This window comes from Paenibacillus sp. FSL W8-0439, assembly GCF_038008995.1.
GTDB lineage: Bacteria > Bacillota > Bacilli > Paenibacillales > Paenibacillaceae > Paenibacillus > Paenibacillus polymyxa.
Genome location: NZ_JBBPAK010000001.1, coordinates 4,616,784 through 4,630,796, shown reverse-complemented (window position 1 = coordinate 4,630,796; position 14,013 = coordinate 4,616,784). Strand labels below are relative to the sequence as shown.

General features: G+C 48.2%; 11 protein-coding genes and 1 riboswitch. Of the genes, 9 read left to right on the top strand and 2 right to left on the bottom strand.

All coding sequences use genetic code 11. From position 1 onward, the window contains the following. Window positions 1-84 precede the first annotated feature (84 nt). A complete protein-coding gene (gene uvrC / locus MKX36_RS19920; RefSeq protein ID WP_340865432.1) occupies window positions 85-2,187 on the top strand; it encodes an excinuclease ABC subunit UvrC in 2,103 nt (700 codons plus the stop codon). Here uvrC and MKX36_RS19915 read toward each other — a convergent pair. After that, on the bottom strand, window positions 2,156-3,886 hold the full coding sequence (locus MKX36_RS19915; RefSeq protein ID WP_025365751.1) for a CPBP family intramembrane glutamic endopeptidase: 1,731 nt from the start codon (window positions 3,884-3,886) through the stop codon (window positions 2,156-2,158). The genes uvrC and MKX36_RS19915 overlap by 32 nt on opposite strands. Before the next feature lie 261 nt (window positions 3,887-4,147). Beyond that, window positions 4,148-4,300, top strand: a riboswitch (cyclic di-AMP (ydaO/yuaA leader). A 400-nt stretch (window positions 4,301-4,700) separates the two neighbouring features. Here MKX36_RS19915 and MKX36_RS19910 point away from each other — a divergent pair. Further along, complete coding sequence (locus MKX36_RS19910) at window positions 4,701-6,041, top strand: TrkH family potassium uptake protein (protein ID WP_016820036.1); 1,341 nt, start codon at window positions 4,701-4,703, stop codon at window positions 6,039-6,041. Between the two features lie 18 nt (window positions 6,042-6,059). Further along, a complete protein-coding gene (locus MKX36_RS19905) occupies window positions 6,060-6,737 on the top strand; it encodes a potassium channel family protein (protein WP_013372875.1) in 678 nt (225 codons plus the stop codon). A 5-nt stretch (window positions 6,738-6,742) separates the two neighbouring features. Here the strand turns inward: MKX36_RS19905 and MKX36_RS19900 are convergent, their stop codons facing one another. After that, on the bottom strand, window positions 6,743-7,648 hold the full coding sequence (locus MKX36_RS19900) for a LysR family transcriptional regulator (protein WP_016820037.1): 906 nt from the start codon (window positions 7,646-7,648) through the stop codon (window positions 6,743-6,745). A 226-nt stretch (window positions 7,649-7,874) separates the two neighbouring features. On the opposite strand from MKX36_RS19900, the gene MKX36_RS19895 reads away from it, so the two are divergent. From MKX36_RS19895 to MKX36_RS19870, 6 genes are all read left to right on the top strand, one after another. Further along, a complete protein-coding gene (locus tag MKX36_RS19895) occupies window positions 7,875-8,549 on the top strand; it encodes a succinate dehydrogenase cytochrome b558 subunit (RefSeq protein ID WP_016820038.1) in 675 nt (224 codons plus the stop codon). 93 nt (window positions 8,550-8,642) lie between these two features. Then, a complete protein-coding gene (sdhA, locus tag MKX36_RS19890) occupies window positions 8,643-10,388 on the top strand; it encodes a succinate dehydrogenase flavoprotein subunit (RefSeq protein ID WP_340865430.1) in 1,746 nt (581 codons plus the stop codon). Window positions 10,389-10,407: 19 nt separating this feature from the next. After that, entirely contained in the window at window positions 10,408-11,175 is a 768-nt protein-coding gene (gene sdhB, locus MKX36_RS19885) for a succinate dehydrogenase iron-sulfur subunit (protein ID WP_013372870.1), read from the top strand. Between the two features lie 170 nt (window positions 11,176-11,345). Continuing rightward, entirely contained in the window at window positions 11,346-12,155 is an 810-nt protein-coding gene (locus MKX36_RS19880) for an aminoglycoside N(3)-acetyltransferase (RefSeq protein WP_340865429.1), read from the top strand. A gap of 66 nt (window positions 12,156-12,221) precedes the next feature. After that, complete coding sequence (locus MKX36_RS19875) at window positions 12,222-13,166, top strand: metallophosphoesterase (protein ID WP_340865428.1); 945 nt, start codon at window positions 12,222-12,224, stop codon at window positions 13,164-13,166. Between the two features lie 106 nt (window positions 13,167-13,272). Further along, a complete protein-coding gene (locus MKX36_RS19870) occupies window positions 13,273-14,013 on the top strand; it encodes a metallophosphoesterase family protein (protein WP_340865427.1) in 741 nt (246 codons plus the stop codon).

Here is a 14,013-nt window from a genome sequence, read left to right as displayed (position 1 = left end):
ACCGGGGGCGTTTTTGTGCATTATTCCTATATAATATAAGTATAAGTTGAGCAGTCATTAAGAATGGAAGGAGGAACCGGGCGAATGAAATCCTATGCGGAGGACTTGCAGAACCAGGAGAAGGCGCTGGAGAACATACGGCACAAATTAGCATTGCTGCCGGATGCATCAGGCTGTTACCTGATGAAGAACAGCGAAGGCACCATCATTTATGTCGGCAAGGCCAAAGTGTTGAAAAACCGGGTCCGTTCCTATTTTACAGGTAGCCATAACGGCAAGACGCAGCGACTGGTTGCTGATATTCGTGATTTTGAATATATCGTTACAGGCAGCAATATGGAGGCGCTCATTCTGGAGTGCAACCTTATTAAAAAGCACCAACCACGTTATAACGTGCTGTTGAAGGATGATAAAACCTTTCCGTACTTGAAAATTACGAACGAGGCACACCCCAAGCTGGAGGTAACCCGTCGCGTTCTGAAAGATAAAGCGAAATATTTTGGACCGTACCCCAATTCCTACGCGGCACATCAGACGAAAAAGCTGCTGGATCGTATGTATCCGTTACGCAAGTGCGGTGTGATGCCAAAAGAAGTGTGTCTGTATTATCACATGCATCAATGCTTGGGACCTTGTGTAAAAGAGGTCGAGAAGGAAACATATGATCAGATCAGTCAGGAGATCGGTTCCTTTTTGAGCGGGGGACATGAGGAAATTAAAAAGGATCTCCAGCGTAAAATGCAGGAGGCCGCAGAGGAATTGTACTTTGAGCGTGCCAAGGAGCTGCGCGATCAGATTATAAGCATCGACGCGATGATGGAAAAGCAGAAAATCACCACATCTGATGCGAAGGACCGAGATGTATTCGGCTTTTCGGTAGATAAGGGCTGGATGTGTGTACAGATTTTATATGTCCGCAAGGGTAAAATGATCGAGCGCCATATGTCGACTTTTCCTTTCTACGGTGAAGCTTACAGTGATTTTATGTCCTATGTGACGCAATATTACAGTGACAACCCGGCAGTACCGCAGGAAATATTATTACCGGATTCTCCTAAGCTGATAAAGGCAAAATCGGCTGATGTCGATCAACCGATTGCAGCAGAAACTGAACTTTACAGTGCGATCACAGCTGAGACTGCCAGCATTACAGATGAGGGAGCAGCACAAACGGAGTTGGACCGTTCTGTTGACTCACTGCGGGTAGCCGAAGCACGAGCGTTATATGCAGAAGGAACGATTCAAGACCCAGTTGGTGACCAAGCAGCCGGGGAAAAAGAACCCGAAACAGAAACAGAAACAGAAACTCAACTATCCGGTGGATTAGAGGACCCAACGGCGGCAGCTCTCGCTCTGGCTGAATGGCTGGATGTAAAGGTACTTGTGCCGCAGCGTGGGCTGAAAAAGCAAATGACGGGGATGGCGACGGAAAATGCACGTGTTGCTTTGGATGAGAAGTTTAAACTGATCGAGCGGGATGAGGAACGGACCTCCAAAGCTGCAAGCAATCTGGGACGTGCCATTGGGCTGGATAGTCTGCATCGGGTAGAGGCGTTCGATAATTCCAACATTCAGGGTTCCGATCCAGTGTCGGCCATGATCGTCTTTATTGACGGTAAGCCTGCCAAGAAAGAGTATCGAAAATACAAGATCCGTTCTGTGCAGGGACCAGATGATTATGAAACGATGCGTGAGGTTATTCGGCGCCGATATGAACGTGTACTGAAGGAAAATCTAGAGCGTCCCGATTTGATCATTGTCGATGGCGGGCGTGGACAAATTAAAGCGGCAACCGATGTATTGGAAAATGAGTTGGGCTTGTTTATTCCTGTGTGTGGTTTGGTGAAAGATGCCAAACACAGAACTTCCCAATTACTGATGGGAGAAACATTTGAGGCCGTGATGCTTGCGCGCAATAGCGAGGAATTTTATCTGCTGCAACGGATTCAGGATGAGGTTCACCGTTTTGCCATTACGTTCCACCGCGAGCAGCGCGGCAAATCTATGGTAACTTCCCAGTTGGACTCCATTCCAGGCATCGGCGAGAAACGGCGTAAGTTGCTGCTTAAGCATTTTGGATCGCTCAAAAAAATAAGAGAGGCCAGCGTCGAAGACTTCCGGCCTCTCTCTATTGGGGATAAACTTGCTCGTCAGATTATAGCTGCCCTTCGGGAGGAGGAGTCGTAGAATACGGCTCCTCTTTTTTCACGGGTTCAAACATGATTCGATTAGGTTTTTTAGGACTAAACCAGTAAATGATGTAGCCTACAATAGCCGGAAGTAAGATCCAGAATAGACCTGCGCTCACATTCACGGTGTCTCCCAAACTGATCACACTAAGCCCCATTAATATGCTGTCAAAAATAACGTGGCTGAACATGGCAGCGATAAAGCCGTAACGCAGGAACACGAAGCTAAACAGCAAACCAAGAAAAGTCAGCTCAATAGGTCTTGAAATCACTGGATAGATTGGATAAAGCGTATGTCCCAGTGCCCAAATAAGCGTAGTAATCAGACAAGCAACAAACGTATTTTTGACTATTTTTTTTACCATCGGAATACCAAATAGACGGTAAACAGTCTCTTCTCCAATACCTGCCATCCAGGCCATAATCGGTAGTAGCCATGGATAAGCCATATTGTAAGGGGATTGCGTGGCGTCTGTAGTGGAGAATGTATTAAATGTACGCTCCAATACAAAGAACAAAATGGATTGTACGCCGAGTAAAATGAAGGCCCACAAGTAACCGACATACATACTGCGAAGCACATACAGCCCGTAGCCCGGCTCTTTGGCCCGTGGCCATGCATTTAGTCCAACCTGACGCATAAGCCCGTCACCACCAACCAAGGAGAAGTAGAGGGCTACAGCCATGAAGAAGGTAACACCGACCTGGAATACCATAAGAAATATAAGCATGCCCTTACTGCCTGCTTCAGCTTGTAATAAAGGCAGCATGTTCATGGTCCCAGCTATACTAGCAATAAAATAAACAATGGACAGAACAATACCGCGTACAAATGAAGTATGTCGTCGGGTGAGTGACGCATACACAATGGCAAGTACGCCCAGGACAAAGCTAAATAGGGCATAACCCGCATAAGTCATCCAATTCGCCCAGTATGTTTGATTTTTAACATAGTCGGTATAGGATGAAGGGGCAGCAAAGCTTTGGGTAAACGAGCGAACATCCCCATCTTCAAAGGTAAAAGCCAGCGTAAGTACCGAGGCGCCGATTTTCTTTTCGTCCACGGTATATTTTAATCCACCTTCCCCCTCAGTGGTCGCAAGCTTCAATTCCGATGGCTTAAAGCCAAAGCGTTTGATCCATTTTGCTGCAGCCTGTTCCTTGGCTTCAAGCGTCATGTCGCCCTCAGCTATACGTACAAGCTTGCTTCGTGCTTGTTCATCTGTAGAAACATCAGCCTGTGTGTAATTGGTGCTGGAGGTGATCCGTTTAAAGCTAACGACCTTCCCAGTGGATAAATCCACATGAATTTGCAGCTTGCCCTTCGCTGAGGAATCAGGCAAATCAACCCGAAAGGTTTCATAAGGATAATTTTTTTTCCATGTACGATCGTACGCTTGAAGCAGTTTTTCTCTGGATAAATAACCGTACAAATCTGTTTCAGCCTGATAGGTCACGACAGGCTTCTCTGGCTGTGATTCCGTATAGCCCAGCTCGGAACGGGCAAAGTCCAAGGCGTGTACGATCGCTTCTTGTTTGCTGATGACCTTTGCATTCATCAATGATTCCGGACTTGGATTGCTAAGCGAGGGAATAAGCAATTGAAAGATAAAAAAGCAAATCAGGCCAACCCCGCCCAGCAAGCCTAATTTTTTGAAGTTGGCCGTGAGCACGACCGGTTTCCCGATAGGATTCATGAGTTTCCTCCTTAATCTGTAAATAAGAACATCCATTAAAGATATCATACTGCACAGGTTCCCGCCAACAGACCAGCGATATTCATGAAAACAGAGTGAAAGCACTTTAAAGTTTTAATAAAATTAGATAAGCTGTGATTAAGCGATGTCCAATCGCAAATTAAAGCCAATTTCACGTTTTTTCGGCGAAATCGGTTTTGTGATCTGGATAGAGAAGGATTATAATCTTGAGGCAATGCCTATGAAATATATGGGTAATGACATACATTTAAGCCGAATTTCTGTGAGAAAACGGGGGAACCATGTTACTGGGGTGAATTTTACAGCCGATCCTGATGGATCGGAAGTGTAAATAGGGCATACTGTGCTGCCCGAATCCGTCAGCTAACCTCGTAGGCTGTGGGCAGGAACCAAGTCAGGCACTCGGTTTTCCGGTGTCTTTTTTTGTGTGTATAAGTGTGAATAAAAGTTTGCTGAGTTAAGGACGCTGCGCGTTCCATTTGATCTTCCAATCGCTGTTGCCACTGAATTTTTTTTGATTTTCTAGACCTTGATAAGGGTAAAATTCAGAGTCAAAGGCGAGCGCTATCGCTTCTCCAGATTCAAATGGACCGCTTCGCTGCTGCCCGCCTTAAAGTCATCAAACGTTCCATGAGGTAGTTACGTATAAAGTGTAGTGAGTATTGAAAGGCAAAAGTATCCCGCTTTGCGGATACTTTTCTGATTTATAAAAGAAACTGAAAAGAATTGGTGATTTTATGAGCTGAGCGATCTCCATGCTCATAGTTCACCAAGGAGGAGAAGTGATGAATAAATGAATCCCAATGCAAGCTGGCTTCGGCTTTCTCCACCGCAAATATTCGTTGCAGGCTTTGCCATTATCATTCTAATAGGTAGTTTATTGTTAATGCTGCCCATTTCTAATACAACAGGAAAACCACTTGCGTTTATAGACGCTTTGTTTACTGCCGCTTCCGCGACCTGTGTAACTGGGCTTGTCGTTAAGGATACAGGGCTCTTTTTTACAACCTTTGGTCAAATTGTCATCGTTGCGCTGATTCAGATTGGCGGACTTGGCTTTATGACTATGGCTACCTTGATCGCGCTGGTGTTCAAGCGTCGGATTTCCTTGCGGGAGCGCCTTATTTTGCAAGAAGCGATGAATCAGACCTCTGTCGAAGGAATTGTCGGATTGATCCGCAAGGTGCTATGGTACTCGCTGATGATTGAGGGCGTATGTGCAGCTATTTTTTCGATTCGCTGGTCATTTGATATGCCTGTAGGCAGGGCGATTTATTTTGGAATCTGGCATGCCATTTCCATGTTTAATAACGCTGGTTTTGATTTGTTCGGTGAATTTCGCAGCCTGACAGGTTATGTATATGATCCGATTGTTAATTTTACAGCCATGTTTCTCATTATTTCGGGTGGTATTGGTTTTGTAGTGATGTCTGACCTGGCAGATTATCGCAAGCGTAAGAGACTGTCCTTGCATACCAAGGTGGTACTCAGCATGACAGCTGCTCTGATTGTCGTCGGGACGCTTGTCATTTTTGTATTTGAGTTTACGAATCCGAAGACGCTTGGCTCGCTTGATTGGGGTGGTAAACTGCTGGGTTCTTTATTCCAGTCCGTTACCCCTCGCACCGCAGGTGCCAACACGCTGGACATTGCAGGCTTGCGGCAGGCTACGCAGTTTTTTATCATCATACTCATGTTTATTGGGGCTTCGCCTGGCTCCACTGGAGGCGGGATTAAGACCACTACATTTGCTCTGCTCATTGGAGCGGTGTTTTCGATGCTGCGGGGACGGGAAGACATTGTGCTGTTCCGGTACCGACTTGCGCAGGCACGCATTTATAAGGCTTTGACTATTACCTTGCTGGGGTTGCTGTTCGTGATTGGGGTAACGATGATTCTGTCCGCAACCGAAGATCATCATTTCCTGATGATCTTGTTCGAGACGGTGTCTGCCTTTGGTACGGTAGGACTGTCCATGGGGCTTACACCTGATTTGACAGTTGTAGGCAAGCTGGTGATTACTCTGACGATGTTTGCAGGCAGGCTGGGTCCACTCACGCTAGCTTATGCACTGGGACCGAAAAAGGGTAAGGAATTGTATCGTCATCCAGAAGGTAAAATAATTATAGGGTAAGGGAGTTTTCGAGTAGATATGAAAACGCAGCAGTTTGTAGTCATTGGCTTGGGACGGTTTGGCTCAAGCCTGGCTTTGCAATTGGTGGATATGGGGTGCGAGGTGCTGGGCATTGATCGGAATGAGGATGTTGTGGACAGTATGAGTGAGATTCTGACACATACTGTCGTGGCGGACGCTACAGATGAGGATGCGTTGCGGTCACTCGGCATACGTAATTTCGATTGCGGCATTGTTGCGATTGGTGATGATATTCAGGTAAGCATCCTGACCGCCATTTTGCTGAAGGAGCTGGGTGTGAGAAAAGTCGTAGCCAAAGCCATATCTGTGCTGCATGGGCGTGCGTTAGAGAAGCTTGGGGTGGACCGAGTCATTTATCCGGAACGGGATATGGGTATTCGAGTAGCGCATCAGCTGGTCACGCCTAATCTGCTCGATTATTTGGAGCTGTCCAAGGAATACAGCATTGTAGAACTTAATGTGCCTGCATGTCTGAATGGCAAAACGTTGGCAGAATTAAATGCGCGCACCCGCTTTGGTTGCAGCATCGTGGCGCTTCATACGGCGAATGGTATCTTGATCGCACCGACAGCTATGGATCGGCTGAAAGCAGACGATATTATGGTCATTATCGGCTCCAATGACAATATCGGCCGCTTTGAGGATGAAGTCGTTAATGTCAATGAAGAGGGTTAAATCCTCTATACCATACGGTAGCCTGCAAACGATGCGCGTGTCTCGCTAATCCAGCGTCGTGCTGTTGGGCCGAGATCGGCCGTTTCTGAGTAGATGAGGGAGGTCGTTCGGCGTGTCTCCTTCAAATCAGGCAAGTACAATGCAGTAAGTCCATTATCTCGCAGCAGTTCGCTGCGCAAATAGGATTTGGGCAGCAAAGCGGATGCCTTGCAGGTGGGAAGCAGGCGTACAATCGCCTCGAAGGAGTCGATTTCCATGCGGATATCCGGCATAATGCCACTACGCTGGAACAAGTCATCCGTCAGACTGCGGTACCAGGTTCCTTTGGAGAAAATAATCATCGGCAATCCTTGCAAGTCCTTCATTGAAGCCGTTCCTGTCTTGACAGTTAATTCATGTCCGATGGGGACGACTAGCTCCAAATGATCGTCAAATAACGGAATGCAACGCAGTCCAGCTTCATGAATGGCAGACCCGACAACGCCGGCGTCTGCTTTTTTGTCGCGTACAAAGGCAACGATTTCATGCGTCTTGCCGGTGAGCAGCTTTAGCTCAGTCTGAGGATGCTTGCTCATGAAAGCTTCGACGAGGGTAGGCAGCGTCGTTTGGAGTGTCGTGAGACTGGCGCCCAGAGTAAGCATGCTCTGGGCTTCATTTTTGTGCTGGGACAGCTTTTGTAAGAAGCGAAGCTGTCGTTGCCGTTGCTCCAGCGCGAAAGTATATACAAATCGGCCAGTCGATGTAATTTCGAGCCGTTTGCCCCGACGATCAAAGAGATGGACACCCAGCTCTTCCTCCAGCTTGGCAATTTTGCGAGACAGGGCGGGTTGGGACAAATTCAGCAGTTTGGAGGCTTTATTCAGGCTGGACTGCTCGACAATGACGGCAAAAGCGTTCAAATCCTCAAACAAATCTTCCACTTCCTCTCTATATGCAAAAAAGACATAATAATTAATACGTATATTGCAATTCCATTATAAGCCGAAAAGGAGTAACATGAAAGCGACACAAGATGTTCACACTTTTGTTTTTCCTTATAAGGGACACCTTGTTGAACATTCCCTGTCGGGAACTGTCATTTTATATGTTATATTACTATTGAAAACGCTATTATTGGGAGAAGGGAGCATGACCTAGATGAGAGGATTTTATTCCAGAAAGCTGCATTCGCTTCTTGGCGTCATTCCATTGGCTCTATTTTTTGTTGAGCATTTGGTGACGAACTTCACAGCGGTGGAGGGCGGCAAGGAAGGTTTTAATCGCAGCGTGGCCTTCCTGAATGGTTTGCCGCTGGTTATTGTGTTAGAAACGTTATTCATCTACTTGCCATTACTGTTCCACGGAATCTATGGCTTGTATATCGCTTATCAGGCTGACCCGAATGTCAAAAGGTTTGGCTATTCGCGTAACTGGCGCTTTTTGTTCCAGCGTATTTCCGGCGTCATTACGTTTGTATTTATTATCTGGCACGTATACGACACACGCTTTCAGGTGGCCCTGGGTAATGTAACTCATGAGGAGCTAGGCGGCGTAATGCATGGTATAGTGACGAACCCGGTCTATTTTATTTTGTATTTAATCAGTGTCGTTTCGGCATCATTTCACTTTGCTAATGGACTGTGGGCATTTATGGTCAGTTGGGGGATTACCGTGGGACCACGTGCCCAAAAAGTATCTTCCTATATCTGTATGACCCTGTTCGTGGTGGTGTCTATCGGCTTCGTTGCTTCCCTGCTTGCATTTCGCAGCGCGGAATTCCAGGAAACGGCAACAGCCTTGGTGCAATGCAGCGCTTTTAAACAGCTACTGTAAACGAGTTATTTTAATTATACATCGTGTTGAGATTCTATTCTGATTTGTAAAAGGGGATTTAGTACAAATCCTGAAAAGAAGGAGTGAGCAGAAATGGCAGCATCCAACATTATTGTCGTGGGCGGCGGTCTGGCAGGTCTAATGGCTACGATCAAGGCGGCAGAAGCGGGAGTCCACGTTCATCTATTTTCTTTGGTTCCGGTCAAAAGATCCCACTCCGTTTGTGCGCAGGGCGGCATTAACGGTGCGGTAAATACCAAAGGTGAGGGAGACTCACCCTGGATTCACTTTGATGATTCAGTCTATGGCGGTGACTTTCTGGCAAACCAGCCGCCGGTAAAAGCGATGTGCGAAGCGGCTCCGGGAATTATCCATCTCATGGACCGCATGGGTGTTATGTTCAATCGGACACCAGAAGGACTGCTAGATTTCCGCCGCTTTGGCGGTACCCAGCATCATCGGACAGCCTTCGCTGGCGCGACGACAGGACAGCAGCTCCTGTATGCTCTCGATGAGCAGGTACGGCGCTGGGAATCTGCTGGTTTGGTGACCAAGTACGAGAACTGGGAGTTTTTACAGGCTGTACTGGATGATGAAGGCATCTGCCGAGGGATTTGCGGGCAAGATTTGCGTACGATGGAAGTGAAGACTTTTGCAGCGGACGCCGTTATTTTGGCATCCGGTGGTCCCGGAATTATTTTCGGCAAAACCACAAATTCCGTTATTAATACTGGTACAGCTGCCGGTGCAGTGTATCAGCAAGGCGTTCGCTATGCGAACGGTGAGTTTATACAGATTCATCCAACGGCTATACCCGGTGACGACAAGCTGCGTCTCATGTCCGAGTCGGCACGGGGGGAAGGCGGTCGCATTTGGACGTATAAAGACGGGAAGCCATGGTATTTCCTTGAAGAAAAGTATCCGGCTTATGGAAATCTGGTCCCTCGCGACATTGCGACACGTGAAATATTCAGCGTATGTGTTGATGATGGACTGGGTATTAATGGCGAGAACATGGTCTATCTGGATTTGTCCCACAAGGACCCAAAAGAGCTGGATGTAAAGCTGGGCGGCATTATTGAAATTTATGAAAAATTCGTCGGCGACGATCCGCGTAAAATCCCAATGAAAATATTCCCGGCTGTTCATTATTCAATGGGCGGCATGTGGGTCGATTATAATCAGATGACAAATATACCGGGTCTGTTCGCAGCTGGTGAATGTGAATTCCAGTATCACGGAGCGAACCGCTTGGGTGCAAACTCGTTGCTGTCGGCCATTTATGGTGGAATGGTGGCTGGACCAAAGGCTGTGGAATATATCAAGGGCTTGAAAAAGTCTGCCCAGGATGTAGCTTCTTCGATATTTGATGCGGCAGTCCATCAGCAGACTGAGAAGTACGAGCGTATTCTGCATATGGACGGAAAAGAAAATGCCTATGTTCTTCATAAAGAGCTGGGTGAGTGGATGACGAACAATATGACCGTGGTTCGTTATAATGACAAGCTGGAAGCTACGATTGACAAGATCAAGGAGCTGAAGGAGCGTTACTCGAACATTAACATTAATGACGCTTCGCGCTGGAATAATGCGGGTGCTGCGTTTACACGGCAGTTGTGGAACATGATGGAGCTGGCCGAAGCGATGACCAAAGGGGCGCTGCTGCGCAACGAAAGTCGCGGGGCCCATTACAAGCCGGACTTCCCGGACCGCAATGATGAAGATTATCTGAAAACAACGATTGCAGATTGGACACCGGAAGGACCACAAATTTCGTATGAAGAGGTCGACGTTTCACTGATCAAGCCGCGTGTTCGAGATTATTCCAAGAGCAAATAACAGAAGGGAGTGTATTTAGATGTCGGAGCAAGCAGTGAAGTCGAATAAAACAGTGAAGTTTGTGGTTACTCGTCAGGATGAGCCTAACGCTAGTTCTTATACGGAAGAATTCGAACTGGCCTACAGACCGGGAATGAACGTGATCAGCGCGCTGATGGAAATTCAGCGTAACCCGGTAGACAGCCAAGGTAAAGAGACGGCTCCGGTGTGCTGGGAGTCGAACTGCCTGGAGGAAGTATGTGGAGCTTGCTCCATGGTGATTAACGGCAAACCGCGTCAGGCGTGTGCGGCGCTTGTCGATAAGCTGGAGCAGCCGATTACGATTGCGCCGATGAGCACATTCCCGGTAGTACGGGATTTGGTCATTGACCGCAGCCGGATGTTTAACGCGCTCAAGAAGGTCAAAGCGTGGATTCCGATTGACGGTACCTACGATCTGGGGCCGGGTCCTAGAATGGCAGAGAAAAAGCGTCAGTGGGCGTATGAGCTGTCCAAGTGCATGACCTGTGGTGTCTGTCTGGAAGCATGCCCGAACGTCAATGAGAAGACGACGTTCATCGGACCTGCGGCGATATCTCAGGTTCGCCTGTTTAATAGCCATCCGACAGGGGAAATGAATCAGGAGGAGCGCCTGGATGCATTGATGACGGACGACGGGCTGGAGGGCTGTGGTAATTCGCAAAACTGCGTACGCTCTTGCCCGAAAGGCATTCCATTGACAACTTCCATTGCCGAAATGAACAAGCAAACGACCAAGCATATGTTCAAGCGCTGGCTGACTGTGTAGCAGAGCCAGCCCATAGGTTGTACTCAAACAGGCTTCTTCCCAAACCGGAGAAAGCCTGTTTTTTTGCGCTCAGGAATGATGGAGGGTAACATGGAGGAAGGAGCGAGGGACAGCACTTATGGTATAATTAGAGTATTGTGTATCGTTTTGAAGAAAAGGAGGCTGGACAGGTGACTGTGCAACCGATAACGAATCGACCTGTCACGCGGTCGGATGTAATGAAAGGATTAAGGGAGCTGGGAGTTCGGAGCGGCATGACACTGCTTGTTCACTCGTCGATGCGCAGCTTTGGACGCTTTGTTCCAGGCGGGGCCTCCACCATTCTTGCCGCATTAACCAAAGCGATTGGCCGGGAAGGAACGCTGGTGATGCCAACACAGTCACATGACTTGACAGATCCGTCCACCTGGATGAACCCGCCTTTGGATGAGTCGTGGTGGGAACTGGTCCGCGAGGAAATGCCCGCTTATGATCCGGCCTGGACGCTGACTGGAGGGATGGGCGTCATCGTAGAAACGTTCCGTGGCCTGCCGGGAACAGTGCGCAGCGGGCATCCGCACGTTTCTCTGGCGGGGCGTGGACCTGCTGCTTTAGGCTTGCTGGAAGCGCATGAGCTTGATTTTGGGCTGGGTGAGCATTCGCCCTTGGCAAAGCTGTATGAGGCAGATGCCTATGTACTGTTGCTGGGCTGCGGACATGACAGCAACACCTCCTTACATTTGGCAGAATATCGAACAGCCTATAATGGACGTGAAGTTGTCACGCATCAAGCCCCTATGATGGTGGATGGGACCAAAGCGTGGGTGTCTTTTCAGGATTATAATATTACCTCGGATGATTTTGAGCAGCTGGGACTTGATTTTGAGCGGGAATGTCCCACATCCTTTACGCGGGTGAACATTGGAGAGGCTTCATGTTTTTTCGCAAGGCAACGGGATTTGGTTAACTATGCAGAGCAGTGGTTGTCCACTCATCGCTAAAGCTTCTGGACAGTAGGGGATTCTGAGAAAATGAGATAGAGGAATAGATCACAAGGGGGAACGCATATGGAAAAGACGCCGCAAATCCGCCGCGAGAGTCAGGATGGCCCACATCAGGAGGCCGCTATCCCTCCCGGTTCTTCGCGGCGTTCCTTATCAAATGAGCCTGCCAATCCTTCCCGCCGCCGTTTTTTGAAAAAGGCGGCTTTAGCCACAGCAGGAACTGCACTATTGGCTGGAGGATATGCCTCCTTATGGGAGCCTAATCATTTGGAGATTACACGCTTCAACTTGTCTCTCCCTCGTCTTCCGTCTGCATTTGACGGAATTAAGGTGGTGCATTTCAGCGATGTGCACTTGGGGTTTCACATGGATGAGCAGGATCTGAGCGAGCTTGCGGACCGAATAGCAGGTCTGGAGCCGGATTTGCTCTGTTTTACAGGAGATATTGTAGATGATTATTCCGTATCTATGAAGGCTGCTGTTCCAGTTATGGATTCCATGCACGCTACCCTTGGTAAGTTTGCTATTCTGGGCAATCATGATTATAGAGGCTTGCCAGCCGGCGTTCAGGAGCTATATCCCAAAACCGGGTTTACGCTGCTGAGAAACGAGCATGCGGTTATAGAGCGCGCGGGACAACGTGTGGCCATTGTCGGTTTAGAGGATAACATCATGGGCAAGCCCAATCCGCAGCGTGCTATCCACGGACTGCCTGATGAGATGTGCAAGCTGCTGCTGATGCATGAGCCGGACTATGCAGATGTGGCGGCACAAATGTCCTTTGATCTTCAATTGTCAGGACATACACATGGGGGACAGGTACGTTTGCCGGTCATTGGAGCACCGATGCCGCCCCCAGGTGGACGCAAGTACATTCAGGGATTGTTTCATGTGGGAACGGATAGAATGCCACTGTATGTCAGCCGCGGCATTGGTATGACACATTTGCCGATACGGGTGCTGTGCAGACCGGAGCTTAGTGTCATTACGTTAAAATCTGGCCAATAGGCCATGATCTTTTTTTCATCTTCATCATATATGTTGGAACTACATAATGTTGGCTTGAATGTAGTGTAGAGATGTAGTCGTTTCGGGACAAAGGAGTGAGATTCAGATGGATCGTGTTGCTGTCATTTCAGATATTCATGGCAATTGGCCTGCTTGTGAGGCGGTGCTGGAGGATATTGCTTCCCGAGGCATTAGCCGTGTGTTTTGTTTGGGGGATCTGATCGGCAAAGGGCCTAGCCCGTGCGAGGTGCTGGATGCTATCCGCCAACATTGTGAAGTCGTCGTTCGAGGCAATTGGGATGAGTTGGTTAGCATAACGGATGATCTCAATTTTAGCTGGCAAGCCGAACGTTTGGGTGCAGAGCGAGTACAGTATTTGGCACAGTTACCGTTTCATTATGATTTCAGAATGAGCGGACGCCGTATCCGCTTGGTGCATGCCTCGCCGCAAAGCGTGTATCACCGTGTGCAGCCATGGGATGAGCCGGCCAAAAGGCTTGCCATGTTTGATCCACTAGCAGAGGAAAGTGGAAAAGTACCTTTTGCTCCAGAGGTCGTGGGATATGGTGATGTGCATAATGCTTTTATCCAGCATTTTCAGGGAAAAACACTTTTTAACGTTGGGAGTGTCGGGAATCCGTTGGATATCACCCAGGCTTCCTACTGCATTTTAGAGGGGCAATGGGGAGAGGAGCAGTGCACGCCTTTTTCCATTCAGTTTGTACGTGTACCCTATGATATAGAATTGGCAGTAAAACAAGCAGAGGAGGCAGATGTGCCTTCTTTGGCATATTATATTCGAGAGCTGCGTACCGGAATTTACCGGGGAATTCAGGACCTGGATTAA